Source organism: Bacillus sp. X1(2014) (assembly GCF_007678255.1).
The window spans coordinates 1-26117 of the sequence record NZ_VEED01000031.1; the positions used below are offsets into that span (position 1 = coordinate 1).

36 protein-coding genes and 1 pseudogene are annotated in these 26117 nt (G+C 33.9%); 34 read left to right on the top strand and 3 right to left on the bottom strand.

From position 1 onward, the window contains the following. Window positions 1-315 precede the first annotated feature (315 nt). A complete protein-coding gene (locus tag FS608_RS28075) occupies window positions 316-645 on the top strand; it encodes a hypothetical protein (protein WP_144555851.1) in 330 nt (109 codons plus the stop codon). 128 nt (window positions 646-773) lie between these two features. Further along, window positions 774-1067, top strand: a complete 294-nt coding sequence (locus FS608_RS28080) for a hypothetical protein (protein WP_144555852.1) — start codon at window positions 774-776, stop codon at window positions 1065-1067. 75 nt (window positions 1068-1142) lie between these two features. On the opposite strand, the gene FS608_RS31870 is transcribed toward FS608_RS28080, so the two are convergent. Further along, window positions 1143-1253 (bottom strand): YjcZ family sporulation protein, encoded by a 111-nt coding sequence (locus FS608_RS31870; RefSeq protein WP_144555853.1) that lies wholly within the window; start codon window positions 1251-1253, stop codon window positions 1143-1145. Window positions 1254-1331: 78 nt separating this feature from the next. On the opposite strand from FS608_RS31870, the gene FS608_RS28090 reads away from it, so the two are divergent. The 28 genes and pseudogenes from FS608_RS28090 to FS608_RS28215 all read left to right on the top strand — a co-directional run bounded on the left by FS608_RS28090 (window position 1332) and on the right by FS608_RS28215 (window position 20652). Then, the gene (locus FS608_RS28090; RefSeq protein WP_144555854.1) at window positions 1332-2558 is read left to right on the top strand and encodes a phospholipase D-like domain-containing protein; all 1227 of its coding nucleotides are present in this window, start codon (window positions 1332-1334) and stop codon (window positions 2556-2558) included. A gap of 204 nt (window positions 2559-2762) precedes the next feature. Continuing rightward, window positions 2763-2888, top strand: a complete 126-nt coding sequence (locus FS608_RS31525) for a hypothetical protein (protein ID WP_260871851.1) — start codon at window positions 2763-2765, stop codon at window positions 2886-2888. Between the two features lie 54 nt (window positions 2889-2942). Further along, window positions 2943-3803: a hypothetical protein gene (locus FS608_RS28095; RefSeq protein ID WP_144555855.1), complete on the top strand. Its 861-nt coding sequence runs from the start codon at window positions 2943-2945 to the stop codon at window positions 3801-3803. Between the two features lie 118 nt (window positions 3804-3921). Beyond that, complete coding sequence (locus FS608_RS28100; protein WP_144555856.1) at window positions 3922-4233, top strand: hypothetical protein; 312 nt, start codon at window positions 3922-3924, stop codon at window positions 4231-4233. 207 nt (window positions 4234-4440) lie between these two features. Then, the gene (locus tag FS608_RS28105) at window positions 4441-4860 is read left to right on the top strand and encodes a YrvL family regulatory protein (RefSeq protein ID WP_222127421.1); all 420 of its coding nucleotides are present in this window, start codon (window positions 4441-4443) and stop codon (window positions 4858-4860) included. 55 nt (window positions 4861-4915) lie between these two features. Continuing rightward, window positions 4916-5038, top strand: coding sequence for a hypothetical protein (locus FS608_RS31530; RefSeq protein WP_260871852.1), 123 nt, complete (start codon window positions 4916-4918; stop codon window positions 5036-5038). Further along, a complete protein-coding gene (locus FS608_RS28110; RefSeq protein WP_144555858.1) occupies window positions 5013-5351 on the top strand; it encodes a hypothetical protein in 339 nt (112 codons plus the stop codon). Before FS608_RS31530 ends, FS608_RS28110 begins: the two co-directional genes overlap by 26 nt. 176 nt (window positions 5352-5527) lie before the next feature. Next, window positions 5528-5977: a hypothetical protein gene (locus FS608_RS28115; protein WP_144555859.1), complete on the top strand. Its 450-nt coding sequence runs from the start codon at window positions 5528-5530 to the stop codon at window positions 5975-5977. A gap of 174 nt (window positions 5978-6151) precedes the next feature. Continuing rightward, window positions 6152-6430 (top strand): hypothetical protein, encoded by a 279-nt coding sequence (locus tag FS608_RS28120; protein ID WP_144555860.1) that lies wholly within the window; start codon window positions 6152-6154, stop codon window positions 6428-6430. A gap of 154 nt (window positions 6431-6584) precedes the next feature. Next, entirely contained in the window at window positions 6585-7010 is a 426-nt protein-coding gene (locus tag FS608_RS28125) for a hypothetical protein (protein WP_144555861.1), read from the top strand. Between the two features lie 15 nt (window positions 7011-7025). Next, the gene (locus FS608_RS28130) at window positions 7026-7310 is read left to right on the top strand and encodes a colicin immunity domain-containing protein (RefSeq protein WP_144555862.1); all 285 of its coding nucleotides are present in this window, start codon (window positions 7026-7028) and stop codon (window positions 7308-7310) included. Between the two features lie 156 nt (window positions 7311-7466). Then, window positions 7467-7847, top strand: a complete 381-nt coding sequence (locus tag FS608_RS28135; RefSeq protein WP_144555863.1) for an Imm41 family immunity protein — start codon at window positions 7467-7469, stop codon at window positions 7845-7847. A 218-nt stretch (window positions 7848-8065) separates the two neighbouring features. Continuing rightward, window positions 8066-8410 (top strand): hypothetical protein, encoded by a 345-nt coding sequence (locus FS608_RS28140; protein WP_144555864.1) that lies wholly within the window; start codon window positions 8066-8068, stop codon window positions 8408-8410. A 188-nt stretch (window positions 8411-8598) separates the two neighbouring features. After that, window positions 8599-9033 carry a hypothetical protein gene (locus FS608_RS28145; protein ID WP_144555865.1) on the top strand — a complete coding sequence of 145 codons (435 nt, stop codon included), beginning with the start codon at window positions 8599-8601 and terminating at the stop codon, window positions 9031-9033. Between the two features lie 149 nt (window positions 9034-9182). Beyond that, on the top strand, window positions 9183-9437 hold the full coding sequence (locus tag FS608_RS28150) for a DUF7660 family protein (protein ID WP_144555866.1): 255 nt from the start codon (window positions 9183-9185) through the stop codon (window positions 9435-9437). 278 nt (window positions 9438-9715) lie between these two features. Further along, on the top strand, window positions 9716-10090 hold the full coding sequence (locus tag FS608_RS28155) for a hypothetical protein (RefSeq protein WP_144555867.1): 375 nt from the start codon (window positions 9716-9718) through the stop codon (window positions 10088-10090). 258 nt (window positions 10091-10348) lie between these two features. Further along, on the top strand, window positions 10349-11125 hold the full coding sequence (locus FS608_RS28160; RefSeq protein ID WP_144555868.1) for a hypothetical protein: 777 nt from the start codon (window positions 10349-10351) through the stop codon (window positions 11123-11125). Window positions 11126-11329: 204 nt separating this feature from the next. Further along, a complete protein-coding gene (locus tag FS608_RS28165) occupies window positions 11330-11590 on the top strand; it encodes a hypothetical protein (protein WP_222127422.1) in 261 nt (86 codons plus the stop codon). 137 nt (window positions 11591-11727) lie between these two features. Further along, window positions 11728-12054 (top strand): annotated as a pseudogene (locus tag FS608_RS31010) (helix-turn-helix domain-containing protein); the annotation flags it as partial. A 287-nt stretch (window positions 12055-12341) separates the two neighbouring features. After that, complete coding sequence (locus tag FS608_RS28180; RefSeq protein ID WP_144555871.1) at window positions 12342-13640, top strand: helix-turn-helix domain-containing protein; 1299 nt, start codon at window positions 12342-12344, stop codon at window positions 13638-13640. A 528-nt stretch (window positions 13641-14168) separates the two neighbouring features. Next, window positions 14169-15359 (top strand): amidohydrolase, encoded by a 1191-nt coding sequence (locus FS608_RS28185; protein WP_144555872.1) that lies wholly within the window; start codon window positions 14169-14171, stop codon window positions 15357-15359. 38 nt (window positions 15360-15397) lie between these two features. After that, complete coding sequence (locus FS608_RS28190; protein ID WP_144555873.1) at window positions 15398-16687, top strand: MFS transporter; 1290 nt, start codon at window positions 15398-15400, stop codon at window positions 16685-16687. Window positions 16688-17098: 411 nt separating this feature from the next. Beyond that, window positions 17099-17803 carry an SAM-dependent methyltransferase gene (locus tag FS608_RS28195; RefSeq protein WP_144555874.1) on the top strand — a complete coding sequence of 235 codons (705 nt, stop codon included), beginning with the start codon at window positions 17099-17101 and terminating at the stop codon, window positions 17801-17803. A gap of 162 nt (window positions 17804-17965) precedes the next feature. Next, window positions 17966-18199 carry an ankyrin repeat domain-containing protein gene (locus FS608_RS31875; protein ID WP_395947841.1) on the top strand — a complete coding sequence of 78 codons (234 nt, stop codon included), beginning with the start codon at window positions 17966-17968 and terminating at the stop codon, window positions 18197-18199. Continuing rightward, complete coding sequence (locus FS608_RS31020) at window positions 18193-18315, top strand: ankyrin repeat domain-containing protein (protein ID WP_222127424.1); 123 nt, start codon at window positions 18193-18195, stop codon at window positions 18313-18315. The genes FS608_RS31875 and FS608_RS31020 overlap by 7 nt, the downstream gene beginning before the upstream one ends. A gap of 402 nt (window positions 18316-18717) precedes the next feature. Then, on the top strand, window positions 18718-19317 hold the full coding sequence (locus FS608_RS28205) for a pyridoxamine 5'-phosphate oxidase family protein (RefSeq protein WP_144555875.1): 600 nt from the start codon (window positions 18718-18720) through the stop codon (window positions 19315-19317). 253 nt (window positions 19318-19570) lie between these two features. Further along, the gene (locus tag FS608_RS28210; protein WP_144555876.1) at window positions 19571-20185 is read left to right on the top strand and encodes a hypothetical protein; all 615 of its coding nucleotides are present in this window, start codon (window positions 19571-19573) and stop codon (window positions 20183-20185) included. Between the two features lie 134 nt (window positions 20186-20319). After that, the gene (locus tag FS608_RS28215) at window positions 20320-20652 is read left to right on the top strand and encodes an MOSC domain-containing protein (protein WP_144555877.1); all 333 of its coding nucleotides are present in this window, start codon (window positions 20320-20322) and stop codon (window positions 20650-20652) included. 168 nt (window positions 20653-20820) lie between these two features. Here FS608_RS28215 and FS608_RS28220 read toward each other — a convergent pair whose 3' ends face one another. Continuing rightward, the gene (locus FS608_RS28220; protein WP_144555878.1) at window positions 20821-21294 is read right to left on the bottom strand and encodes a hypothetical protein; all 474 of its coding nucleotides are present in this window, start codon (window positions 21292-21294) and stop codon (window positions 20821-20823) included. A 197-nt stretch (window positions 21295-21491) separates the two neighbouring features. Here FS608_RS28220 and FS608_RS28225 point away from each other — a divergent pair, with 197 nt between their 5' ends. Together FS608_RS28225 and FS608_RS28230 are read left to right on the top strand one after the other, a co-directional pair. Beyond that, window positions 21492-22484: a zinc-dependent alcohol dehydrogenase family protein gene (locus FS608_RS28225; RefSeq protein ID WP_144555879.1), complete on the top strand. Its 993-nt coding sequence runs from the start codon at window positions 21492-21494 to the stop codon at window positions 22482-22484. Window positions 22485-23209: 725 nt separating this feature from the next. Continuing rightward, window positions 23210-23890, top strand: a complete 681-nt coding sequence (locus tag FS608_RS28230; RefSeq protein WP_186328934.1) for a galactosyltransferase-related protein — start codon at window positions 23210-23212, stop codon at window positions 23888-23890. 178 nt (window positions 23891-24068) lie between these two features. Here FS608_RS28230 and FS608_RS28235 read toward each other — a convergent pair whose 3' ends face one another. Then, window positions 24069-24554, bottom strand: a complete 486-nt coding sequence (locus FS608_RS28235; RefSeq protein ID WP_144555881.1) for a pyridoxamine 5'-phosphate oxidase family protein — start codon at window positions 24552-24554, stop codon at window positions 24069-24071. A gap of 242 nt (window positions 24555-24796) precedes the next feature. Between FS608_RS28235 and FS608_RS28240 the strand changes: the two genes are divergently transcribed. After that, on the top strand, window positions 24797-25231 hold the full coding sequence (locus FS608_RS28240; RefSeq protein WP_144555882.1) for a DUF192 domain-containing protein: 435 nt from the start codon (window positions 24797-24799) through the stop codon (window positions 25229-25231). Between the two features lie 227 nt (window positions 25232-25458). Further along, window positions 25459-26112 (top strand): hypothetical protein, encoded by a 654-nt coding sequence (locus FS608_RS28245; protein ID WP_144555883.1) that lies wholly within the window; start codon window positions 25459-25461, stop codon window positions 26110-26112. The last annotated feature ends 5 nt before the right edge of the window (window positions 26113-26117 follow it).

A 26117-nucleotide genomic window follows, 5' to 3' on the forward strand; every position in this document is an offset into this window, starting at 1 on the left:
CAAGTAGAAAAGTCATCACAAGCCCCATCGACAGAATTATAATATCGTTTTTGAATGAAATACTGAGAAAAGTAGTTCTAAATCCCCGTGACAATGTCAGGGGATTTTATTATAAGGATTAATTGCTGATTGTTCTTAAGCTACTTACATAGGCAAGGTAAGATTGTGAAATATTGTACTTACACTAACGGGTGCTTATGTTGAAGATGGGATGGCTGAGGCTATCCCGTTTTCTTATTGTGCTAACGGGCAGAATAGATAAGAAGATTACGACTCAATTGAATTAGGGAAATGACTATATAGAGGTGAAATTTTATGAATTTTAAACAAATGACAGAAGAAGAAAAACGTAAATTGCTTATTGCAATGTACTTTCTACGAAAAGGTTCACATCAATTAAATCGTTTACACGATGAATTTAGCCGTAGAGATAATGATGATGAAATAAAGGAAGCAATGGAAAAGGAAAATAACCTTTTTCGAGCAATAGCACGTTTTGATGATATGTACCTTTATTCAGAAGATGAAACTGAAAATGAGGAAATAGGAAAATTAGAGGATGAAATTTTTGAATGGATTGAGGATTACGGATTTACCGAGGACATTAAGAAATATTTTGATAAGAATAGTATTATGTTCAGCTAACGGGTGCAAGAGATTAAGTTCGAAAGCTGCTTCGGCAGCTTTTTGCTTGCTCCACTAACGAAGCAGTTTAGTTGAAGAACCATATTTGTTAAACTTAAGGAAAAGGAAGAAAAGTTGAGGTTAGAAAAATGTATGAATTTAAAGATGAGTTCGAGAGAAAAGAAAAAAAGTTTAAGATTTACATTTTTTTATTTGTTATCTCTGTTTTAATACATACATTCATTGACATTTTTGACTTGGGAGTTGAAAAAGTTTCTGGAGTTGGCATAGTTATTAGCCTTTTATTTTTTTGTGTTATCCTTTATTTTGGTTTGCGTAGAAAGTTTTGGGCTGAGGTTATGATTAAATTTTTTGTCTGGCTAAATATTATTTTATTGTTCCTCATTATTACTGTTAAGATTTTAGGTTTTAGTTCAAATTAATCTTTAATGTTCTTAAAGTAACGGGGCAAGAGTTGAAGAACGGTAGCTGCTTCGGCAGCTTTTTTGCTTGCTCCGCTACATTTGACTAATATTATGCAAATTAGAGTAATGCCTCTGACGGGATTCGAAACCAACAATAATAAGTGGAATAAACAGTACAACAATTACTGCGAAATTTCCTTCCATGGAGGGCTAACGGGATAGTTTTGCCCCGATAACAAAAACTAACAGAATGAAAACGATAATCTATAAAGGAGATTAAATATGCTGAAAAAGATACGGAAAATCCTTCAAGTACTCCTATTTGTATTTTTCGGCGCATGCTTTGTTTTGCTTCCGTGGAGTAATATTGACAGAACAGCAGCCGAAAAAAGGATGGTATTTGACCAGCAGCCCATCCAATACCCGATTCGTCAAAGTAATATTACTATGTATACGGACGGAAAACAGTTAGTCAATCAATTATTCTCAGATATAAGGAAAGCAAAACATTACGTGTATATCAACTTTTTCTCTATAGCTGATGATAAAGTAAGTCATCAGTTTCTAGATTTATTGAGGCAAAAAAGCCAGGAGGGTGTAGTGGTATATTATGCAGTGGACAGGTTAGGTGGAATTTTACTAAAGGAAGAGGAAAGAGAATTATTGGTTAAAGCAGGAGTTCATTTTACGTTTTACAATAAGCCTGCTTTTCCTTATCTTTTTTCTTCTATTGATCATCGGAATCATCGTCGAATTTCAATTATTGATGGAATGATTGGGTACATTGGCGGATTTAACATCGGCAAGAAGTATATAGGAGAAAAAGCAAAACTCGGTCACTGGAGAGATTATCACCTTCAAATACGAGGAGAGGGAGTTCAAGATCTAGAACATCAATTTGTGTCTGACTGGAAGAAAAACACAGAGCAACAGATTCCTATACACAGCGCGACAAAGGAAAAGGGAGCAACCTCGCATCGATTTACTGCATATTACAGCGGAGAAAAACTTGGGCAAGATTATGCAAAGCTGTTTCATGAAGCAAAGGAGTCCATCATTATTCTAACACCTTATTTTATACCAAAAGACAGAACGATTTGGAACGCATTAATGGATGCAAGAAAAAGAGGAGTTCGTGTTAAAATTCTATTCTCACCTCATTCGGATGCACTGTTAGTTAAAGAAGCAGCCTATCCCTATATCCGTAAAGCAATAAAACAGGGAATAGAAGTATATGGTTATAAAAAGGGAGTGTTACACGGTAAAGTATTCTTGATTGATGATAATGTAATGATGGTTGGGACCGTAAATTTTGATTCGCGCTCATTTCATTTAAATGAAGAAATGAACTCCTATATTAATGACCCTGTTTTTATTTCTAAAATAAAGCCAGTCATCAATGAAGACATCCAGGATTCAAAGCGAGTAACATCCTCTGACGTCAATCAATTATCCATAAAAGAAAAACTGAAAGAAAAGTTTGCAAAAATGATTGAGTATTATTTGTAAGAACTAAGTATTTTTATTTTAAGGAGTAGTAGTCTGCATTTTATTAGAATAAATTAAATTACTGATACTAAAATAGAATGCTATGGAGAGGGAACATTGTTCCCTTCTCTTTTTTATTTAGGCTATGTAATGGGGTACTCATTTTTACTACCATTTAAGAACGATATTTTCTTACATATTCTGTGTTGAAATTGATCTTCATGGATGGCGAACGGGTGCTTTCCTTCAATAGAAATCAGCAATGATCTTCAACTAACGGGTGCAAGAGTTGAAGAAAGGATTGCTGCTGCGATCCTTTTTTGTTATTCAGCTAACGAGCAGTTTAGTTGAAGAAGAAATGCTATAATTTTATTAATAAAAATTAAAAAAAAGTAGGAAAGACAAATGAAGAATATTATAAAATTGACTCAAATCATCTTATTAAGTACATCAATCCTATTTTTGGGTGGATGTGTTTCTAAAAATGATTTAAAAAAGCCAGTTCGAGATTATCTAAAAACTAATTACGGATTTAGAGAGGATTTTCAAATACTTGCAGCAGAAAACAATTTTCTGGTAGATGATATTTACGATACTTATCTAAGAATAGATAAGCCATACCCAGCGTATCCAAGACTTGCTTTTGAAGGGGAAACTCACCTAGTTAAAATTGATAGTGATGATTTTTATTTAGAGATGTTTAAAGGTGCATATATTGAGCAACATCCTGATGTTATTCGTGAAACCAAGCAAATAATAAAAAAGTACGGGTTAGTAAAGTATACTCAAAAATTTGTTATTAAAGATGGAGAACCTGCATACATGTTCCCTTTCGATAATATTGAATTAAATATGATCTATTCAAAAGACTTATTAAAAGATTTTAAAAAGAGCCAAAAGATTGATACCAATGCTCTTTTACCTACATTGAAACCAAGTGATCCTCGGCGTGAAAATTATAATTCGAGGTATATAGGTGTGGTGAATTTTTTATTTGAATTTGACATGAATAAAAATAAACATCCAATTCCAAAAGCTAAGGATTTAATAGTGGACTTTCAACAAAGTGGGGTATTAACTAAAGGGATATACAACATTGATATGTTGGTAGATGATTCGAATCCTAAACATTCCGTAGGATGGGAGCATAATAATGTAGCTTTATTTGAAGTTGATGAAAATGGTAAATATACTATAATTGCTACACCTAAATATGATGATCTAGATAACTCATACTTTTACGGTGATTATGTAGCTGAAAAATAAAATGATAGGTATATTAACTTGTTCAACTAACGGGTGCGTTAGTTGAGAAGTAATGAACATTTTAAAGTCAAAATAACAAAAAGAAAAAACAAAATAAAATAAAAAAAGGAATTAAAAAATGAAAATAATAAAATTGGTATGGGTTGCTTCAATCCTATTAGGCATATTATCAGGATGTTCCGAAGGACCTCCAATTGACCATACGGAAGATAAAATAGTAGATGCAACCGTGATTAAAAAAGAACATGGAGATACGCAAAAATGGGAAATAACTCTTCAATACAAAGATATTGTCGTTGTATATGGATATGACCATTCAGATTATTATGATCACGTAAAAGAAGGAGACAAAGTGCCTGTTACATATACCAAAGGCTATACAAAAGAAAACAAATTAGAAACACAAAGTATTGATCCAGTCCATCTTTAAAAAAATGAGTTGTTGCACTAACGGGTGCTTATGTTAAACAAGGGATGGCTGTGGCGATCCCTTTTTCTTATTGTACTAACGAAGCAGGTTAGTGGAAGAAGGTATGCTATAATGATGGGCGATAAATGTTATAAATTTGAAAGTTTACGAATAAGGAATTGTGACTAAGTAATGAATCATAAAAATAAAAAAAATCGATTTCGAGATATGGATTTATTTGAAAAAGTATTGGTTATTACAGCTTTAACCCTCCTAGTTGTCATATCCTTTACGTTTGTTATAGGGAGTATATTCTTTGGGATTGTAGGCTTTTTTAATTTATTTGGAGTACGATATACGTCGCCATACTCCCTTATAGGATTTGTGATGATGTTGTTTCTTTTTGGTGGTGTTGTGGATTTATTCTCTATAACTTTAATCGCATGGTCATCACGATATGTATCAGGTAAATATAAATTATTTATTATACGGATGGTTATTGATTGCACATTTACTTGGCTAGCATTGCATACAGTAGATGAATATATGGATAGTATTACAATTCCATTGAAAACAGAAATCATTGCCGTTTTATTATTATTCTTTATAGAAATTGCCTTTGATAATAGAGAAAAAACTAAAAAGTAATTTTTACTTAAATGGTTTCTTCTTCAACTAATGGGGGCAAGAGTTAAAGAATGGGATGGCTGCGGCGATCTCATTTTCTTATTGTGAAGAAGGATTTATCGATATACTTGAAGAAATATCTGTAAATATTGATACATCTGAGGTGAATCCGATTGAAATACGAAGAAATCGAGAATAACAATAATGATTATTACATTGAACAAATAAACTCCAAAAACAAAGAAAATGTAGTTAAAGGATTGTTGGGATTAGCGTTATATGGTTCTGACTTTGAATTTATTCAAGAGACATTAGTGAATTTTAGCAAAAGTGAAGATGAGAATATTCGAGGTATAGCTATACTTGGTTTTGGTCACATAGCAAGATTATATGGAAAAATTGACAAAGATGTTGTGATGCCTATTGTTCAAAATGGGCTAAAAGACAAAAGCGAAATTGTTAAAGGACAATCAACCGCAGCCTTAGATGATATTAACTTTTTTACTGAATGATGAGTTTTTCTTGTTAAGCTAACGGGGTGCTTTGGTGAAGATTGAGTTGCGGCACGCAGCTCTTTTTTTTCGTTGAACAACTAACGGGGCAGGTTAGTTGAAGTAAAATATGCTAGAATTAAAGTAAATTATTTAGTGAACGGTGGAGTTAAAAAATGCTGAACTTGTCGGGGAAGGTGGCTGTATATCAACTTGGATTGAGTATAGGGTATTTTAAACTTCCTAAAGTAGTTGAATGGGTTGATTTAACCATATTACAATTGGACTCTTCTGATATTCCTAATCAATTGTACGAAGTTTCGTTATCGAGTCATAAAAAAATAGATGACGTTATCAGCCTTTTAAGTGAAATTACCAGAGGAAATTACATAGAAACTGCATCAAAAGTTATATTAGGTCTTCTGTGCAAATCATTTGAGAAAAAAGAAATCGAAATTCAACAAGTGGTCACTTTAATGTATAGATTAGCTTGGGAACGAAATATTGAAGATGAAATATTTTCAAAAATAAATGGATTAGACGCAGACTATGAAATGGCTGTTGATGGATATGGAGATATGAAAAGTGTGAAAAAAGAAATACAGGTATTCTTAGGTAGATATGAAATGTACAGTGAGTTAATATAATGCCTGCTTAACTAACGGAGGCTTTGTTAAGGGCGATAATCGCTGCGACAGTCATTTTTTCTTGTTGAACTAACGAAGCAGGTTAGCTAGTTTTTCCATAATTTTCAGTTAAAAGTTGTATATAAATATGTAAGCTTTTCTTATACGAAATTTTTATATCTGAGGTAACTAACGATGTCAAAAGAGATTTTTGTACTTATTATAGCTGTTGGTTTAATCGTTTATGGCGTTTCGCAGTGTATGAGGGGATACAAATATAATAAACACTTGCAAGAAGAAGACCGAAGAACTGGCAACTATGTCAATGGAAACGGTTCTATTTTAGATGAGTTTTTTCGCATTTTAGTCCCATATTTCCCCTTAAAGATTGCAAAATATTTTAAAATGCTTCTCGGATTAATTCTTATATTTCTTGGAGGTTCACTAGTTTTAGGATTTATTAGCGACCTATAACAGAACATGCGAATTGTTGTACTAACTGGGTGCAATAGTTATGGATCACCAGCTGCTTCGGCGGCTATTTTTCTTGTTGTGATAACGGAGCAGTATAGTTTAACAAGATAAGCTGATAAACTAAGGGTAACGAAATAAGAAAGGGTATTTTGTAATGACCATTGTAAATTACCTAGGATGCAATTTTAATTTTCCATATAGTGACGAAGATTCTAACGATGAAATTTCGGTTGTTGAAAGTCCTCCAGATGATGAGGCGAAAGAGAAGGTGAAAAAGCACTTTTCAACAAAGTATATCTTTGAACTTACTGAGGATACAGGTTCAGGGATTTGGTTTAATAAGCACTACCGAAGGGAGTTTCCTAAAAGTAATACTGAATCACAAGAAAGTTTCCTTTCATTATGTCGGCTTATAGATAATTATCTTCAAGAGGGAGATTATTGTGAACTATACATTTGTTGGTCTGGTGATGAAAAAGAAGATAGAAATATGGAATTAGATCAAACCATAAATCTTAATGATTTTGACATCCATAACATCCAAATATACGAGAAAACGCTATTAGTAATAAAAAAATAGTTGTTCAACCAACGCATGCAAGAGCTAAAAAAATATAAAGAATTAATGGAGAAATTCCTTGATGAAAAAATGTCAGCCGATGAATTTCAGACACAATATCTAAGAAAGTTTAAAGAATGGAATGACCGAATGGATAAGACTCAATTTGAGATTCTAAATGGGGTATTTGAGGCAGCAGACTGTTACAGGCACGAGTGTCTTCCAGGACAAGAAACTGCCTTTGAAATTTCTGAACAACAACTAAGAAAAGAAGTAAACGAAGAGTTAATTAAACTAAATAAAATGTTAGATAATCACTAGTCTTTCTTCAGCTAACGGAGCAGGATAGTTGAAGAAGGAAACGTATTGAGTGGTGTTGAAATAAATACCTATGTATGCCTTTTTGTTGAGTATCGAAATATGTGCTTCATTATAACAGTTTACTTTAAGTTCTAATTTTATATGTGAGGTTTTTCAATGAAAAATTATACCGATATTATCAATCAAAACTATGTATTAGAAGAGGGTATATTTCTGCATTCTCTTGCAGAAGAATGGATTTTTAATGAAGGTTTGTTTTGGGAGTATTCCAATAGTGTAATAACATTAACTAAAAACAATCTGGATAAGGAATACGATTTGAAAGCAGTTCGAAAAGTGGTATGGACACATAATAAGATTATTAAGTGTTTTCTATTTCACCACTCCAAAAACGACCATTACGAAATGGATAACTTCCCCAATGAGACGGAACACCTTTTTTTAGAGCGACTTGATTTTATTATAGATGGTTTCTTAGGAAAATACACTTTTTCTGAAAAAGCTTTCGGTGATGAGATAAGAAACCCAGATTTTTAAGATTAGTTATTGAACTAACTAGGGCTTTAGCTTAAGTTGATGATCGCTACGGCGGTCATTTTTTCTTGTTGAACTACAGTTGCATGGGTTGAAGATTGGGACTGCAGCGGCAATCCCATGGCTTGTACAGCTAATGGGGCAGGTTAAATTAATAAAGCAGGAATTTCCAATAGGTATCGAGAATTAGTACATGAGAACTATTGGAAAAAGGAGGGAATATGAAATTTCCAAAAATGATTTTCACCATGGTTAGTTTATTAGTGTTGTTTAGTTTAATACTCGTGGTTAGCATACATATGATAAATACAAAGCCTTCTACAAAGGATTTCACGGTTTGGTTTAATGATGAATATGGAATTAGTTGCGAAAAGAAAGATTGTATCCAGAAAACAGATGAACATACAATACCATTAAGTTTAATTAAGCGTGATATAAACGACAACAATCCGTTGTACCTTTCAATAGAAAAAGTATATAAAAGTGGAGAAGCAGGTTATGTGACAGTAAAGAGTATTGGTTTAATGGGAAAATTCTTTACTACTAAATATTTAAATAATTACTGATTAAGTTATGTGATGGTGTATATACAAATACAAACGGAAGCTTACTTTAGAAACAAACAGACTATGTTGGCTTTTTATTTATTCAACTAACAGGTGCAAGAGTTGAATAAATGATCGCTGAGGCGGTCTTTTTTCTCGTTGTGCTAACGGGCAGGTCTGTTTAATAAGGATTAAAATGGAGGGCATATATGAAAAGAAAATCTATTCATGAGTTAGAACTGGGTGATTTTGATGTTCATCCAGTTTGGAAAACCGTTGAATTTGATGCAGATGAACTGGATGAACTAGTAGAACCTTTCGAAATTGATAAAGAAGTTATTGACTTTCAAGAGGATTATTGGGTGAGGATAAAAGGTGTTTTGAATGATGGGTCAGAGATATATGGAATTGGTCAAATCAATATTGAAGAGGGGAATATTTTTTCGATGTCCTTTTTCGTAAAAGGAGACTGGGAAGTTCTACATCTCCCACCAGCACCTGACTTTGTATTAGAGGAAACAGGTCCTATTCCATTTGCTTCAAAATTATCAAAGGAAATAAATTGTGTATTTCCAATGAAAGTTTTACCTAATATGGCAAAAGAAGTTACCCATAAAGACATAGTTAATCTCATCGAGACATAAATTCCTTATTTAAGTTACAGGTGCGAGAGTTAAAGATACCTGATCGCTGCGGCGGTCATTTTTTCTTGTTGTGCTAGCGGAGCAGGTTAGTTAAAGAAGGGAAAGCCTTACCCTTTTGGAGAAATTTAGAATAAAAAGGTGGTTTAAAGATGGAATTATATGAAAAAGTAGAAAACGTAAATAGTCGGGAAGATTTAATCAAATTCATAAAACACTTGAGAATGGATTTACAAACTAATAGGGCAGAGTGGGAGAATATTACACTTGAAAATTATTTAGAAGCTATGGAGGCTTGGGTTAAGGATATGGAAGGATATTATTCGAATACAAATCAACCTCTTCCAAAACAACCATCTTGGAAGACTATTGCTGACATACTAGTAGCTTCAAGGATGTATGAATAATATTCAACTAATTCATGCTTTTGTTAAGAATAATGATCACTGCGGTGGTCATTTTTTCTTGTTGTACTAACGAGCAGTTTAGTTCAACAAGAATACCTAGCCGATGTTTTTTGCTCTGTTTAAAAATAATGTTGATTTTTGATAACTCTTCGAAATCTTACTTTCAGTTACCTGTCAGATGGTAAGAGATATAGGAATAGTATATTACTGGATTAATAAAATTGAAACAGGAAGAAAAATGAGGTGATTTTATTTTAGAAAAACTCAGGAAAATTAAAATGAAAACTGCTGTATTTATGGGAATTATTTTTTACTCTTTGACTATCTTAATCCACTTTCTTATTATAAGCAAAAGTATTCCATTCAAATGGGTTAATGGTGGAAGGTCTGAATCATTCGCTGAACAGCTACCAATATCTGTTATGAATATCGTTATTTCAATTATTGGAGTAGTTTTTACGTTGATTGTTGGTAGAATTAAACTATATAAATACAAAAGAGGAATAACCGTTATATGTTGGTTTTTTGTTGTACTTTGGTCTTTTGGATTTATACAACAATTGTATGGAACACCTTTTGAAAAAATGGTTTGTTCGTTAGTATTGCTTATTGGGGTTATCTCGAACTTGCGTATGGCGATTGAAAAAAAATAGATGTAACTATTTAATTAATAAGTTTGTAAACAATTACACTTAAACTAAAGGGTGCAAGAGTTAAGGATTGGGATGGCTGCGGCGATCCCTTTTTCTTATTGCACTAACGGGGCAGTTTAGTGGAACAAGAATGTATGTTGGTAAGATGGAAAAAGCACCTGAAATTTATAATTCGAATGTAAAAAATTAGTTCAGGTAGAATAAGAATACAATGAAATTGGGCATTTAGATCCAGCTATAGGGCAGGAAGGTGTTAATATGGATGAGTTTGAAAATATGATGGCGGAATTTAATGATTGGTTAGGGGATGCAAAAAAGAAAATAAAAGCTTCGGTTCAAATCGATCCATCGAAGTTAGATGCTTGTGTAAAGATTATCGCCGAGTTGGTCAGCATCAAACAGAAGTATGCGGACAAACTGTCAGAATTACGCACTGCTGCGGAAGAGAAAATTGTAAGGCTAGAGTATTCTAAAGGAGGAGAAACAATCCATCGTGGAAACTACTGTCCGAGCCCAGTTTTAGATTTAATTATTGGTGGGATGAAAAGGGGTAGACTATTCAAAAAGAAGAAACCTGAATTTGGGAATTACTCTTACGAATATGGCTTTGATAAGGACGGCAGGCTGCTTCGAGTAAAAGGTGTAAATGAATTTACAACTCCAGAACGCAATTATAATGAGGAATATTTGCTTTATAATGATGATACCATTTCTGGAGTAGAGTTCGATAATACGGGTGACATCGTAGCTGTTTCCAGATGTACTTATGAAAATAATAATATTGTTAAATATGAACGTAGTGTATGCAGTTTACCGCAGTATGCGGACCTTTATATGGAAGAATACGCTTATGAAAATAATTTGCTTTCCAAGGTTAGAACATTTGATGTAACTCCACGAATTGAAATATACAATGAACAAAAATATAAGATAGAGCTTAATGAAAACGGAAAAATTGTTAAGTTAATAGGAGGTTTTATAAATAATGGGGTCTGGGAACAGGATTACATTATAAATATAAACCCCAAAAACTAAATTTGAACATTTTGTTCTTCAACAAACGGGGTGCTTTACTTAAAGATGGATTGCGGCAGCGACCATCTTTTTTGTTGTTCAACTAAAGGAGCAGGCTAGTTGAAGAATAATGTACATTTGACAAAGAATATAAAAACAAAAATGTCCGTGAGTTATTGGAAAGTGGTATATTTTTCTTATGTGTAGTTTATTAATAAACATCCGATGGGTGGAATTGAAATGGGCTGGAATGCACTGTTTGAAGTATCTATGTTTTGGTATGTGACAATAATTATGTGGTTACTAGTAGGCTTCTCAATTTTATTTTTTTTCATGGCTTTAATGAAAAAGTCCCAGAAATTATTGGGAATAAGTGTTGCATTAATGTTACCCAATATTCTATTTCTGTTGATTGATGAACTTGAACCAATACTTATGTTTATATTTATTTTATGGTTTGCTATACAAATTTTTATGTTATTTTAGACTTTGTAAACACATGAATGTTAATACAGCCAAATAAAACATATGGTGTCTTTTTCAACTAACAGGTGCGATGGTTCAATAAATGAGCTGTCGTTTTCTTGTTCCACTAACGGGCAGTTTAGTTGAAGAAGGAACAAAAGAAGGCGAATTTAAAGTCCTTGAAAGACACATGGTTAGACCTATCGGAAGATAATCCCAATAGCCAATTTTTAATGACGGTCATGGGTGGAGTAAATCATTTAGAGCGTGATCTAATTCGAATGCGTCAACGTGAAGGAATTGATTTAGCAAAAAAGGAAGGGAAATACCGTGAATAAGTCAAAAAGTACCACAATAAGCATGCCGGGATTAACTATGCAGTAAAGCTTTATCAAGAAGGCAAAATGACCGTAACGCAAATTTGTGAAATTACCAATGTTTCAAGGTCGGCTTTATATCGAAAGCTTTCAGAAGGGAAAAAATAGTTCGTTTTTATTCCTTTAAAGGGTCATTTTGTGGAATAACTGTTCATAATTAAATTGGATATATATATTAAAATAATAGTAAAGATTATGAAGAAGTATACTTAAGGTTAATTCTCAACCAGTAATAATTATATTATTACCATGAAGACATCAAAGGGTATTTGCTGTTACAATTATTAATATAATTCTATTATTGAGAAACAGAGTAATATAGTTCAAAGATAAATTATCTTTCTTTTATGGAAAACGAATTTAAAGTAACCAAATAGGAAGTTGGTGTTCTAATGATGTATCGAATCGGAGTGGTTGGACCAAATTGGTCATTAGAACGAATTCTTGGAATAGCTAAAGAATTTGAGCAGGGAATGGAATTTGTACCTTTCCCTTATGAAGAACCTGAGGAAACAAAAAAAATTGTAAAGGATTATGATAAAAAGATTCATGCTTGGCTTTTTTCTGGCGAATTGCCATATGAGATCGCGAGAAATGTTTTAGGTTCTAAAGAAAATCTTTTGTATATCCCACATACGGAATCTAGTTTATACAAAAGTTTTTTAAATATGATCAATTCACAGGAAAAATTGATCAAAAGATTGAGTATCGATACATTCTCTTATTCCAACTTAGTTGAAGAAGCAGTAGAACAGTTGTCTATGACATTTAATGAGATTTACGTGAAAAAGTTTGAACCAGATGATATTAATATGGAGGAATTGTTACATTTTCACCTAGATTTATGGGAATCAAAAAAAATTGATGGAGCCATCACCTGTTTTCCAACAGTTTATAAGCACTTAAAAGAAGCTGGTTTACCAGTCGAATGGATGTCAACTAGCCGAAAGGAAATTCGCCAAACTCTGAGGATACTAACTGAGAAAATAAAGGGCTATTACTTTAAGGACACTCAAATTGGTGTGGAAATTATTGAGATCGAGCATTTTGAAAGCATTATGCAGAATGCAAAGAGTTCATATGATTTACAGTTTTTGGAGCTGCGTTTAAAGGAGATACTCCTTAAATTCTGTGAACAATTAAATGGCTCTTTGATAGAAAAAGGATATGGTAAATATGTGATATTTAGTTCCCGTGGCGCGATTGAACGAGAAATTCCTATGTTAGAACATACATTAGAGCAGTTGTCGCTAGAATCGGAATCGACGGTTGTTGTAGGAATCGGATTTGGAGAGACAGTCTTTTCTGCAGAAATAAACGCGCAGGTGTCAATTAGGCAATCAAAGGAAATGCCTGAACGGAAGATACTTATTGTCGACAACGGAATGATTATCGAGTCCATTGGGAAAAAAGAAGAGATAACCTACTCCTTTCGTACGGAGGATAAAGATTTTTTACAGAAACTGAAAAAGGGTAGTATCAGTGTTAAAACTTTTCACAAAATTGATGCTCTAATCAGGAAAATGAATTGGAACGTTTTTAGTACAAAGGATTTGGCAGCACACCTTCATATGACAGAACGAAATGCAAGACGTATTGTAACAGATTTGTGTGAAGTTGATCTAATTGAGTATATTGGAGAAGAATCTTCCTCTTTACGTGGAAGACCTAGTAAATTATATCGTTTAAAATAAACATCCATATTTGGGTGTTTATTTTTTGTTTTTAGAAAATTCATATAAATAGTTGAAGAAAACGATTTCATCGTTTAAAATTCATTTAAAGAGTATTTAAGGAATATTTACCTTAAATATTCTTTAAATGAATTTTTGCATAGATGTATGAATGTTATGAAAATTTATCCTTTGATGACTAAAGGAGGGCAGGTAGATTGGATTAGATTTCTTTGTGATGTGATTTTTTATGAATATCCCAAGATTGGATAGATTTTCTGGTTATTTATTACTATGTATTAGAAAGGGGTTACAATCTGTTCCATTTTATGTGGAAATATTTATCGTTTCAAACTTAGGAATTTCTATATTTTTCTCGCTGGTTGTACGGTTCACAAACATTTTGGTACACCTATTACGGATCAGTGATAGCAAGTATCTGGATGATGATATTAGGTGCATTCTTAACTGTCGTGATTCTGAAGTTTGAGGACAATGCAGCCTGAAAGGTAAGTTAATATTTTAAGAAGATGAAAGTAGGTGTTGTTTATGGATGCTTTTCTGTCAGATTTTCTCACAACTTCAATCCAAAAACATTATAGTGAAATGGTTGCTTTAAGTGACGATATAGCTGCAAATCCAGAGGTGTCAGGGGAAGAGTTCGAAAGCAGCAAGAGAATCGTAAATATTTTAGAAAGAGCTGGCTTCGACGTTCAATATCCTTTCTCTGGTTACGAAACTGCCTTTTGTGCTGAGTTAAAAAATGGTGAAGGACCTTCTGTTGCTATATTAGTAGAGTACGATGCACTTCCGGGCATAGGACATGCCTGTGGTCATAACTTACATGGTTCTATGTCTGTTTTAGCGGGGCTTGCCCTTTACGAGTTGAAAAGTTATTTTAAAGGAAATCTTTACGTAATCGGAACTCCAGCAGAGGAAACATTTGGGGCAAAAATCGGAATGGCTAGAAACGGTGTATTTGATAAAATGGATTTTGCCATCATGTTGCATAGTTACATGGGCGGAATAAATGAACCTAATGCAAAGTTCCTTGGGCTAAAAAACTTTCAATTCAAATTTTTCGGACAGACTGCTCATGCGGCTGCATGCCCATGGGATGGGAGAAATGCTCTAACTGCCGCAAGAAAATTTGTTGATTTGATTGATGCAAGAAGACAAACCCTTACAAAAGACGTAAATATCAATCAAATTTTTACAGATGGTGGTAAAGCATCTAATGTAATTCCTGATACAGCTGAAGTGATAGTAGAATTTCGTGCTAACTCTTTTGCCTCCATAGAATCAGCGCAAAAAGCAATCTTAAATTGCGCAAAGGGAGCCGCTATCGCTTTCGATTGCGAATTCGAATGGAAACGGTCGTACGAAGACTTTGCAGACATGGTGAGTAATGCGGCGGCTGAGAAAGAAATGAAGAATATTATGGAATCCCTTGGTTTACGTGTGAATGACATTTCGGGTCCATTAGGTTCATCAGACATCGGTAATGTGAGCTATTGTTGCCCAACATTACATCCGATGATTTCGATTACGGATGAACAGTGTGCCATTCATACCACCGATTTCGCAAAAGCAACGACAATGCCAAAAGCGCATGAAAGTCTAAAAAACGGCGCGGAAATGATTAGTCGCATGGTTTTAAAAGTTTTTCTGGATGATGAATTTAGAGGAAATGTCCACAGGGACTTTGAGCAACAAATAGCAATTAAAAAGTGGAGTTAGGAGTGGATTTATAAATAATACTATTGAGGGGTGTTTTGATGAAAAAGAAATTTTTTTATGGTTGGATCGTTGTTTTTGCATGTACTGTCTTAACAGCGCTTGGAACTGGAGTTGTCTCATCCCTAGCAGTTTTTTTGTCACCAATGGTCAAAGCTAAAGGTTATTCTATAGCCGGTGTTTCTTCTTTAATATCACTCTATTTCATCGGTACCATTGTTGGTAATATTTTATTAGCCAAATTACTTAGCAAAGCAAACTTAAAGATTGCTGTTCTGACCGCTGGTATAATACAAGGTACATTGATTATCGCAATGAGCAAAATTGATTCCTTGAGCATATTGACGGTTATTACTTTCCTAATTGGTTTTATTATAGTTTCAGTTTCTGTATTACCTGTTCCAATAATTATCACAAACTGGTTTAAGGCAAAACGAGGAACAGCAATGGGTATCGCTATTGCTGGTGTTGGACTTGGAGCAGCCATTTTCGCACCAAGTTTGAACTTAGTCATTTCGAGCTCAGGTTACAAATCAGCTTTTGTTGTTTGGGGTGTAGCCGTTATTATCCTTGCCGTAATTTGCGGAACCCTTATTTATACTCGCCCTGAAGATAAGAATTTAAAAGCTTATGGGTTAAATGAAGGTGACCCTGAAGTACCAGCTGAAAAATCTTTAGAGGTTCAACCAAATTCAAGCGATGGAATTTCTTTGGGTCAATCATTCAAAACTTCTGCGTTTTGGCTTGTTGTTGTATTTGTAATTGGAACATCAATTCCGCAAATGATTGACGTCGTTCAAACTCCATCTTATTTGACTGATATCGGTGTTAGCGACGTTCGGCTCAGTCAGATCCTTTTTGCATTTGGTATCTGTTCAATGCTTGGGAAAATGACTATTGGTTATTTGTTTGATAAGTTTGGACTATCGAAAGGTTGTATGGCTGGTTTTACGTTAGGAGCCATCACACTCGTTTCGTTGGTACTTCTTGGCAAATCTTTAGGGCTTGTATATCTTTATATCCTATTTGGTGGTGCTGGTTTGAACTTTAACTTTGTAGCATTGCCAATCTTTACTTCCAAATTTTTTGGGACAAAGCACTATGCTACTATCTATTCAGGTTTATATGCGTTTTTTATGTTTTTGGCATCTATTCTTGGAACGGTCTCTGGGGTTTTAGTTGAAAAATTTGGTTATTCATCTTCTTACTTAATCGGATTTATTTTCTTAGTCGTTGCTATTTTTGCATGTATTTCATTACTCAAAGTAAAAAAGCCATGGCTTGAAGCTAACAAGAATGAAATTATTCATACAGCAAGAAATATAAATTAAATGTTTTAAAATCCACCCCTTCCATAATTGAGTAAAGTATAAACATACTTACACAACTAATTAATCCGCTCTCAGAACTACGAGAGCGGTTTAATTTTAAAACAGCTTAATGAGGGCTTTTGTGCCCTCTTTACATTTTTTTACACCTGTATGGCGCTTTTTGGACTTATCTCGGACTTACCCCTATATGGGCAGTATTCTTGTAAAAAATGAAGTTTAAAAAAGACAAGTTTGTGAAGAAATGTACTTAAACTATAGGGTGCTTAAGTTAAAGATGGGATGGCTGCGACGATCCCGTTTTCTTATTGTGCTAAACGAAGCAGGATAGCTGAACAAGATAGCAAAAAAAGGTTAACATTACCAATTGGTCGTGATAATATGAATGTAATCTTTTAGAAGAGGTGAGTTTAGTTGAGTAGAGTTGAGCAAAGTACAAAGTTAGATTTAGAACGAATTGTTTTTATTGGGAGAACCTTTGAAGAGTATTTAAAAATGTTTTCACTTTCCGAGGAAGAACTACAAGGAATGAAAATACTCGATTGCCCAGCAGGAGCTTGTTCCTTTACTGCAGTTGGGAACAAATCAGGTTTAGATGTAACAGCGTGCGATATTGCCTATTACCATTCTGGTCAAGACCTAAAAAATAAAGGGCTCCAGGATATTGAACACGCTATGGAACATATGCGAAAAGCCCAAAACAATTATAAATGGGATTATTTTAAAGATATAGAAGGTCTTAGAAGCCATCGTTTAAGCGCCTTACGAGATTGTACCAAAGATATGAGGGAATCCAGCGAAAGATATATTCCCGTTACCTTACCTTCTTTACCGTTTAAGAATGAAGAATTTGATATTCTTCTCTCTGCACATTTTCTATTTATGTATGCGGATAGATTAGATTATCAACTTCACATCGATACGATAAATGAGTTATTGAGGGTTACGAAACAGGAAATTCGTATTTTCCCTTTAGTTGATTTAGAGGGAAAAAGATATGAGTATTTAGATAAATTCATAAGTTATCTGAATAACAATGATTACACAGTTGAAGAAGTGAATGTACCATATGAATTTCAGACATATGCTAACTCCATGTTAAAAATAAGAAAAGGTTAGTAAAGCAGGGGCACGTGGAGGCGTTACACCTTTTTTAAATACTTCTAATTGAACTAACGGGTGCAAGAGTTGAAGATCCAGCTGCCATTGGGCGGCTTTTTCTTATTGAAGTAACTGGCAGAATAGTTAAAGAAGGTTGGAAATGGTTTACTACATTATTCTATTGCAGGTGATAAATTCGACATTTCAATATTCCTAATAAAAAATGGTATTGATGTAAATATGAATGATGCCGATGGTAATACTTCATTACATTTAATCTGCGAACGCCCTAATTTGGATGTTGCAAAAGAGATTCTTATACAGGGCGGAGATTTGAATATAAGAAACAAATTCGGTAACAACGCTGTATGGGCAGCTGTTTTTAATTGTAAAGGTAGTACTACGATATGGTAGAACTATTTATGAAATACAATCCAGATACAACCACTAAAAACAAGGCAGGGAGGTCGCCCTTAGACTTTGCAAAACAGGTAGGAAATGATAAACTGGTTAACCTTTTAGAAAAGTAAGCTGCTTATTGCGCTAACGGGTTTCGATGGTTCAAAAAAGAAATGAGGTAAACTATGGGACAAATAAGGCTAATGATTTCAGCAATATTAGCTTTGATTGTATCAATATTGAATTTCACAGACCACAGATATGTGTTCGGTATGTTTGGAGCAATTATATTTGTTTTTGTCGTAATTGAACTGATAAAACAATTAAGAAGCAAAACTAAAGGATAAGTTCTTCAGCTAACGGGGTGCTTGAACGAAACAAGGAATTCTAGATGCGGTTCCTTTTTTTCTTGTTCCACTAACTAAGCAGGTTACTTCAATAAACACAATACTTTGAAATTTAACAATTTCTAATTTCGTTCAAACTATGTGTTAAAATAATAGTCAAATAATTATTAAAAAGGATGTTGAACGATGTCAAGAGGAGAACATTTACTTCAAGAACAATATGGAACAACCAAGAGAGCATCCTCTTTTTATGAAAATCAAATGCTTAATTACCTAAACAATAAGATGACAGATTTTATATCGAAACAAGGTATGATGTTCATAGCAACGGCTGATTCTAATGGAAATTGTGACTCCTCTTTTAGAGCTGGCTCAACAGGTTTTGTACGTGTTATTGATGATAAAACAATCATTTATCCCGAATATAAAGGGAATGGAGTTATGGCAAGTTTAGGTAACATCATAGAAAATCCACATATTGGACTAATGTTTATAGATTTTTTTGAGAATAACATAGGGTTACATGTTAATGGTAAGGCTGCCATTATAGAAAATAGCCATTTATGCTCATTTAATATTCCTGAAGAGATAATAAATGATATTGAAGAAAAAGAAGGAAACAAACCCAAACGTTGGGTGATGGTAAAAGTTGATGAAGCGTATATTCACTGTTCAAAACATATCCCAAAACTACAACAAATGAACAAAGAAATATATTGGGGAACTGATGATGAAAAACAAAAGGGTGGGGATTTCTTCAAGACAAAACTAAGTATGAAACAGTAAAAATTGTGAAGAAACGCACTTAAACTAACGGGTGCTATTGTTAAAAATGTTCAGCTGAGTTTTCTGCTTTTCTGGGGATCTAGGTAAAACCTGAATGTAACAGAATGGATGTTTTGTTACATTGGGCAATGCTGTATCAGACTGTCTATTTTATACATTTGTGAATTATTGCTTTTTGTGTCACAAGAATACAAGCAGAAAGGACAACATGTCTATATACTATAGTATTTTAAAAGAAAGGTGATGCTTATGGTTGAGCGATAGTAAAAAAAAGTCTAATTCAAAAAATTGTCCATGTTGCGATAAGAATCCATGTTGTTGTCCAATAAAAAATATTAATAAGAATACTTTTAACCCGACAGTTAACGTCAATCCCGTAATTAATATTTCATCTACACCAGTTAACGGTGAACAGGGATTGCTTACAGAATTTGATGGAAGTGTTTTACCGGGAACTGATTTCTTTAATATACCTATTAGATTGTCTCCAATTACAATAGGGACAGCCACTTTGCATATAGATGATCCGAGTGATCGAGTTTTGTTACATGCAACTATTCAATCCATAAATCGTAATAACTTTGCTTTATTGATACAATTTTCTATCTTCCGCAATGGAACTGAAATATATAGCACGACCGATAATATCCCTCCATTTGTAGAATTTATGTCAGCTACAACAACTGGTTTTTCATTCTTAGATAAGACACCTTTAGCTGAGGCCTCTCCCTCTGGGTTAGTCCTATATGAACTCAAAACGAGTAGCTTACGAAGTGAAGCATCTTTCTCTGTCGGCGGTTCCAGGGATACAGATTTTATCGTTTTTACTGCTTCTAAAATCAAAGCCAACAATTCAACCAACATATAACTTGTTTGTTCCAACGTTTAAGTTAAAAAAAGGCGATTGCTACGGTGCAATGGTTTTTTCGATTTCAATACTTTACCCGGTGGTTGTTATTCATTTAAAGGAAAACCACTTATTATAAGGGGTCTGTTGGAGATATTTTTATTTTTGGTGAAGCAGTTATTCAGGTCTCCCAACCCCGAAATCCTTGTTATAAACTTGCTGCAAAATATGAATTACCTAAAAAGGTCTTTCGAATGAGAGGTACTGGCTATACAGGGTTCCTTTTAAGAGTATTGAAGGAGGGAATGGTAACACCTAGCGATGACTTAGTCCTTCTTGAAGAACATCCTCAACAAGTTTCTGTATCATTAGTTAATGATGTAAAATTTTTTGACAGATTTAATAAAGAGAAACTTGAAAAAGTTCTATCGGTTGATGCTTTATCAGAAAGTCTGCGTGCTATATTATTAAAGCAATTTCTATCCTAAACAACAAATCGATGGGAATATATACATCCAGCCAATTAGGGTTTTTTCTTGCTCCATTAAGGAACAAAATTGAAGAAGGTGTTCTTAGGTTCCTTTGTCTTAATTTCTTAGTGCAACTAACAGAACAGTTTAAAGGGCATCCTTGAGGTTGCCCCGTTGTTTTCCCCCTTATTTTTTTTTCGCCCTCAATAAGGCCGCGTAACTTGCCGCCTTTTCCGGTGGGGCAGTGAGGGATTTCTCATAACCTTTCTGGAAACTTTTTTCGTACGCCCTCACAAACCTCTGCCCGAGTATCCGCTGGGCCGCCTGTACTGCATTCATTTCCGGATGGGCATGAAGGTAGGCGTAGAAATTCTCCCCAGAGGAAAAAGAGAGGTACACCTGTCGAAGAAGACCTATTTTTATGAGAGGCTGAACTATTTCCATCTTGTTGTCCAAGCTCAGTTGGGACCGTGGCATCTGCTGCCAAGCACGGGAGATCCTGAAATTATGACGGTCTTCAAGCCCCGAACGGATTCCTTCATAATATCCTTCCTCCCTCCCCATCTGGACAGGGTCGGTTGGCGGTTCGCCGTCTGTTTGAAAAACGCCGGTGAAAAGAAGGCTGGCAAACAGAAAAAAGGCTATAAGTTTCCGTGTCACAGCTTTTTCCCCCTTTCTATTTATTTCGTCTTACTTTAGTTTAACCAGTCATTTCCATCATATGTAGTAGGGAAGGAGGATAATCTGATGGATGAAAAGGATCATCAGGCAGCTAATTTTCTTTGTGCTGAAGTAGCAGTTTAGTTGAAGATGATATAATTAAATAAATCTGATTTATATTAAGGAGACTTATAGTTTTGGATGCAAAATGTATAAAATTCTACGAATTCGGTATTCCTAAAGATGTTTTAAAAGTTGAATATAAAGGCATTGAACCACCAAATGATAATGAAATACTTGTTCGAATGGTAGCACGACCTATAAATCCTTCTGACTTAATACCGATTAGAGGGGCATATTCTCATCGGATTTCTTTACCAAATATTCCTGGTTACGAAGGAGTTGGAATTGTAGAAGATGTTGGTTCTTTAGTTTCTCATAATCTTATTGGTAAACGTGTTTTACCTTTACGTGGGGAAGGCACTTGGCAAGAATTTGTTAAGACATCAGCAGAATTCGCAGTTTTTATACCAGATTCTATTAATGACTTTACGGCTTCACAGATGTATATAAATCCAATAACGGCATTGGTAACTTGTACGGAAGTTTTAAAATTAAGACCAGATGATGTTTTATTGGTTAACGCGTGTGGTTCTTCTATTGGGCATATTTTTACTCAATTATCGAAGGTTTTAGGTTTTCGATTGATTGCAGTTACTAGAAATAATAAATATACAGAAGATCTACTTCATCTTGGTGCCTCTTATGTGATAGATACCTCTAAAGTCCCACTCTATAAAACAGTTATGGAATTAACAAATGGAATTGGTGCAGATGCTGCTATTGATTCGGTTGGAGGTTCATCTGGAAACGAATTGGCTTTTTGTGTACACCCTAATGGTAATTTTTTAACTATCGGTCTTTTATCTGGGGTACAAGTAAGCTGGGCAGATATAATTAATAAAGCAAAAGTGAATGCTAATATGTTTCATTTACGAAATTGGAATAAAAATGTCTCAGCAGATAAATGGCAAGAAATTTTTAACCAATTGATAACCCTAATAAATGATAAAAGATTAAGTTTGATGAAGGTAGATTCTCAATACGACTTATTAAACGTAAAAAAGGCTGTTGATGTTGTTGAATCTTCTAAAACAACCACAGGGAAGGTGTTCTTAACAAGCTATTGAGGTTAATTCTTTTTCAACTAAAGGGTGCTTGAGTTGAAGAGTTAAGCTTTATTTTAACTATCAGGGCAGTTAAGTTGAAGTAGGCATATGTTTATTTAGTAAAAAAATGGGGGTTATGACCTTTTGTTGATATAATTGAAATAGATAAATAAAAGGTAAATAGGAGATATTTTATGAAGTTAACGACTTTTTTTGAGCCTGTTTCTAATCTTTCTAAAAAGCAAAAAATATTGTGGTCGATTTTCTTTCTTGTTTTATTTTCTGATATTATCACTCGTATTCTAAAAATTGAATCATTCTTGGTTCAAAATATAATTGATACAGTGATGGTACTATGTCTTATTGCTTTCATCTTTGAATTCTTGTATCCAAAGAACAAAAGAAATTGATTATAAGTATATGTACTTTAATTTAAGGGTCTTATTTTTAACAAAGGGTTGCTGCGGCGGCTCTTTTTCTTGTTCAATTATAGTTAATAATTCAAACCAAAATAAACACTGTAGAATATTTAAAAAAAATGTATATATCAAGGGAAACTCACCGTTGTAAGGCACAATTATTTGTGCCTTTTTCATGGTACTTTTATTAATATTGCAGGTCTTGTACAGCATTATGGAATCGTGATTGTTTTTATATAAATTGTTCAACCCAATTTAAGCCAAAGTGAATACGATATGAATAAGACATTTAAAGGATGTTCTTTTAATATAGAAAGGAGAAGTTATATGTTTGAGAATGTTTCAATAATCATACCTTTTCAAAATGATTTTGGTCCCCGACTTGAAGCATTTCTATGGGTGAGAAAATTTTTTCAAACGACCATGCCTAATGCCGAAATGATTGTTGGTAGAACAAAAGTTAGTCGATTTAATAAGGCCAAGGCTGTAAATCTTGCTGCGAAAGAAGCTACAAGAGATATTCTTTTAATTGTTGATGCTGATACTGTGTTCGACCCTAACATTATTCTAGAATCGATAAAATTATTGCAATCTGCAGCATGGGTAATTCCATTTAAGGAAGTATATGATGTTCCAATGGATGTTACAGATACAGTGATGAAAACTAAACCGGGCTGGCCTTTAAATGTAAAATTAGAAGATTGCCATAAAGTTAATTGGATGTACGATGGATTTGCCGGTAAAGTAAACCTTATCCCAAAAAAGAATTTTGAAAAAGTCGGTGGTTTTGATGAACGTTTTATCGGCTGGGGAGGGGAAGATGACGCTTTTGCTTGGTCAGTAAATACACTGTGCGGGAATTTTGTGAACTACGACGCTAAAGTATTTCATCTTTGGCATCCACCAGCGAACAATCCAGACAGTAGAGGAAACGACGCTCTAGTTGCTAGGTACATGTTCGCAAATGGAAACCAAGAGGAAATGTTAAAAATCATTAGAGAACGTTAGCTAAGTTTCTTTTTAATAAAATTTATTGAGAAAGATACACTTTAAATAACATATAATTTGAATACCATGAATTCCTCTTTCAGTATTAACCCAGAGATAATTAAGCTACAAATGTACAACATAACTTAACATAGCTAAATGGATTGTCCGATGGCCAGACAACCCATTTTTGCTGTTATTAATTCAATTCAACAGTTTCATTAATATCTGTCGATTTAGAATTTTGCCCTGTCATGCGTTCATAGAGAAAGGCGATTTTCTTCGTAAAATTACCGGTTTCCCAATATTCGGCTGCTTCCGCTTTTACCTTTATCAGTATAACGTTGGGATCATCATAAGAAGTTTGCATAATTTTCTCATTTGCATTGTTCCACAATTCCTTTTTCTTTTCTAAATCCTCTACGATTTCCGCTCTTCCACGGACGGAAACATAGGATTTACCTGCATAAGTCACATTAACATCTTGATCATGTAAAATTTCTTCATATTTATTAGTCTCTTTCTTAGTGAAAAACCATAAGTCGCCATCAAATTCTACTTCTTGTGTTTTCATAGGACGAGAAACAAGCCCTTCTTCAGTTACCGTAGTAAGCATGGCCGTGTCTACGTCTTTGATTAACTCTCTTAATGTTTCCATTTCTTCTTGTTTCATCAGATTAGACATTTCCATCACCTCATTAATGTTTACAGAGGTATACTACCCTTGATATCAACTTTTATTCAGGTATGGCGGATTACTAAACGTACTCAATCAAAATGAATTATTGAAAATAAAGTACTAAATGTAAAGCCATATAATAAGTATAGGAAGTGATAAGGAGTTTTCCTTGTTGCTTTTTTCTTCTTGTTTTCGTTTTATCTCCAACTTTCCTCCTTTAATCAAGTGAAAAGACAAGGTGAGTGAATATGTGGAAAAATGGATTAAAATTAATCGGTTTTCTTTTTCGTCAGGAAAAAAAAACAGGACTCCAAACAAAAATGATTAAAGTATCTAGTGGAGAAAGGATCATCAAATTAACCGTACAAGTTGCAGATACACAAGAAAAAAGAGATAAGGGCTTAATGTTTGTTGGAAAATTACCTGAAAACGAGGGGATGCTATTTGTGTTTTCAGGAAAAACAAATATCGGCTTTTGGATGAAAAACACATTAATTCCTTTATCAATTGCATTTCTTGATTCAGATGGAAAAATTCTAAAAATTCTAGATATGGCCCCTTGTATAGAGGATGAATGTCCTATTTATGATCCTGAACTTTCTTATCACTATGCAATCGAAGTAAATCTTGGATGGTTTGAAAAGAATCAAATCAAAGCAGGGGATTTTGTAAGGCTTGATTAAAATCACCTCACCTCTATGAGTACTTAGAGGTGAGGTGATTTTTTAATAGATATATATGCTATTATTACTGAAAAGGCTGTGAAGTAATGGATTTAAACAATCGGGTGCAAGAGCTAAACAATGAGCAGCTTCGGCGGCTGTTTTACTTGTTCCGCTAACGGAACAAAAATTGGTTGGTATGGCGAGAATTTGCTAGAGTAAGTACCCCTTGAATGGATGTGGTCATATTGATAAAAGATAAAAAATATTTCTTTATTGCTCTTATTCCTTTTTTTGCGTCAATGGCATTAAATTTCCCTTTTCCTGATGTAACCCCTTATGGAGACACAGTTGTTTCGGTTTTTAATATACCTGTTCAAAATGTAAATGGGTTAAATTATGTAGGAATTACATCCTTCTTTTTACTAATTGTAAGCCTATATTTTCTTTTGAAATCATTGAGGAAATACCATAAAAGATTAGTAATGATTGCAATTATGATCGCAATTTTTACTCCTCCTTTTCTTGCCAGATCGTTTCAAAAAACATTTGCAACAGGAATTTACGCAGTTACATATGACCGTGAAAAAAGTAATTGTAGTTTTGAAATGATTAATAAGACAACATTGAATGGAGTATGTGAACTTCCTTTTGAAAATTACAGCAGAAATGAAATACAATTCACCATAGAATTTTATGATCAAAACCAAGATAATTTACAAATGGTATCGCTTATGAATAATAATCTCCCATACGAAGTAAAGTTAGAAGGAAAAGAGAGTAAAAAGGTAAAAATTGAGGCGAATATTGATGTATCAAAGATGGAAAACCACATTGAAAATGGTGAAGCAACAGGTGTTAATATTACTATAAAGTCGGGTCGAAGTAGTCGGGAATTTTGAGAAGA

Coding starts and splice junctions, on each gene's coding strand:
- FS608_RS28235 (WP_144555881.1), bottom strand. CDS start 24,554: ATGTCTAATCTGATGAAACAAGAAGAAATGGAAACATTAAGAGAGTTA.
- FS608_RS31020 (WP_222127424.1), top strand. CDS start 18,193: ATGGTAGAACTATTTATGAAATACAATCCAGATACAACCACTAAAAAC.
- FS608_RS31525 (WP_260871851.1), top strand. CDS start 2,763: ATGGCGAACGGGTGCTTTCCTTCAATAGAAATCAGCAATGATCTTCAA.
- FS608_RS28230 (WP_186328934.1), top strand. CDS start 23,210: ATGTTTGAGAATGTTTCAATAATCATACCTTTTCAAAATGATTTTGGT.
- FS608_RS28205 (WP_144555875.1), top strand. CDS start 18,718: ATGTCAAGAGGAGAACATTTACTTCAAGAACAATATGGAACAACCAAG.
- FS608_RS31870 (WP_144555853.1), bottom strand. CDS start 1,253: ATGGAAGGAAATTTCGCAGTAATTGTTGTACTGTTTATTCCACTTATT.
- FS608_RS28140 (WP_144555864.1), top strand. CDS start 8,066: ATGAAATTTCCAAAAATGATTTTCACCATGGTTAGTTTATTAGTGTTG.
- FS608_RS28100 (WP_144555856.1), top strand. CDS start 3,922: ATGAAAATAATAAAATTGGTATGGGTTGCTTCAATCCTATTAGGCATA.
- FS608_RS28130 (WP_144555862.1), top strand. CDS start 7,026: ATGCAAGAGCTAAAAAAATATAAAGAATTAATGGAGAAATTCCTTGAT.
- FS608_RS28150 (WP_144555866.1), top strand. CDS start 9,183: ATGGAATTATATGAAAAAGTAGAAAACGTAAATAGTCGGGAAGATTTA.
- FS608_RS28125 (WP_144555861.1), top strand. CDS start 6,585: ATGACCATTGTAAATTACCTAGGATGCAATTTTAATTTTCCATATAGT.
- FS608_RS28075 (WP_144555851.1), top strand. CDS start 316: ATGAATTTTAAACAAATGACAGAAGAAGAAAAACGTAAATTGCTTATT.
- FS608_RS28120 (WP_144555860.1), top strand. CDS start 6,152: ATGTCAAAAGAGATTTTTGTACTTATTATAGCTGTTGGTTTAATCGTT.
- FS608_RS28095 (WP_144555855.1), top strand. CDS start 2,943: ATGAAGAATATTATAAAATTGACTCAAATCATCTTATTAAGTACATCA.
- FS608_RS28080 (WP_144555852.1), top strand. CDS start 774: ATGTATGAATTTAAAGATGAGTTCGAGAGAAAAGAAAAAAAGTTTAAG.
- FS608_RS28240 (WP_144555882.1), top strand. CDS start 24,797: ATGTGGAAAAATGGATTAAAATTAATCGGTTTTCTTTTTCGTCAGGAA.
- FS608_RS28165 (WP_222127422.1), top strand. CDS start 11,330: ATGGGTGGAATTGAAATGGGCTGGAATGCACTGTTTGAAGTATCTATG.
- FS608_RS28135 (WP_144555863.1), top strand. CDS start 7,467: ATGAAAAATTATACCGATATTATCAATCAAAACTATGTATTAGAAGAG.
- FS608_RS28160 (WP_144555868.1), top strand. CDS start 10,349: ATGGATGAGTTTGAAAATATGATGGCGGAATTTAATGATTGGTTAGGG.
- FS608_RS28155 (WP_144555867.1), top strand. CDS start 9,716: ATGAAAACTGCTGTATTTATGGGAATTATTTTTTACTCTTTGACTATC.
- FS608_RS31530 (WP_260871852.1), top strand. CDS start 4,916: ATGGCTGCGGCGATCTCATTTTCTTATTGTGAAGAAGGATTTATCGAT.
- FS608_RS28185 (WP_144555872.1), top strand. CDS start 14,169: ATGGATGCTTTTCTGTCAGATTTTCTCACAACTTCAATCCAAAAACAT.
- FS608_RS28190 (WP_144555873.1), top strand. CDS start 15,398: ATGAAAAAGAAATTTTTTTATGGTTGGATCGTTGTTTTTGCATGTACT.
- FS608_RS28090 (WP_144555854.1), top strand. CDS start 1,332: ATGCTGAAAAAGATACGGAAAATCCTTCAAGTACTCCTATTTGTATTT.
- FS608_RS28180 (WP_144555871.1), top strand. CDS start 12,342: ATGTATCGAATCGGAGTGGTTGGACCAAATTGGTCATTAGAACGAATT.
- FS608_RS28105 (WP_222127421.1), top strand. CDS start 4,441: ATGGATTTATTTGAAAAAGTATTGGTTATTACAGCTTTAACCCTCCTA.
- FS608_RS28145 (WP_144555865.1), top strand. CDS start 8,599: ATGAAAAGAAAATCTATTCATGAGTTAGAACTGGGTGATTTTGATGTT.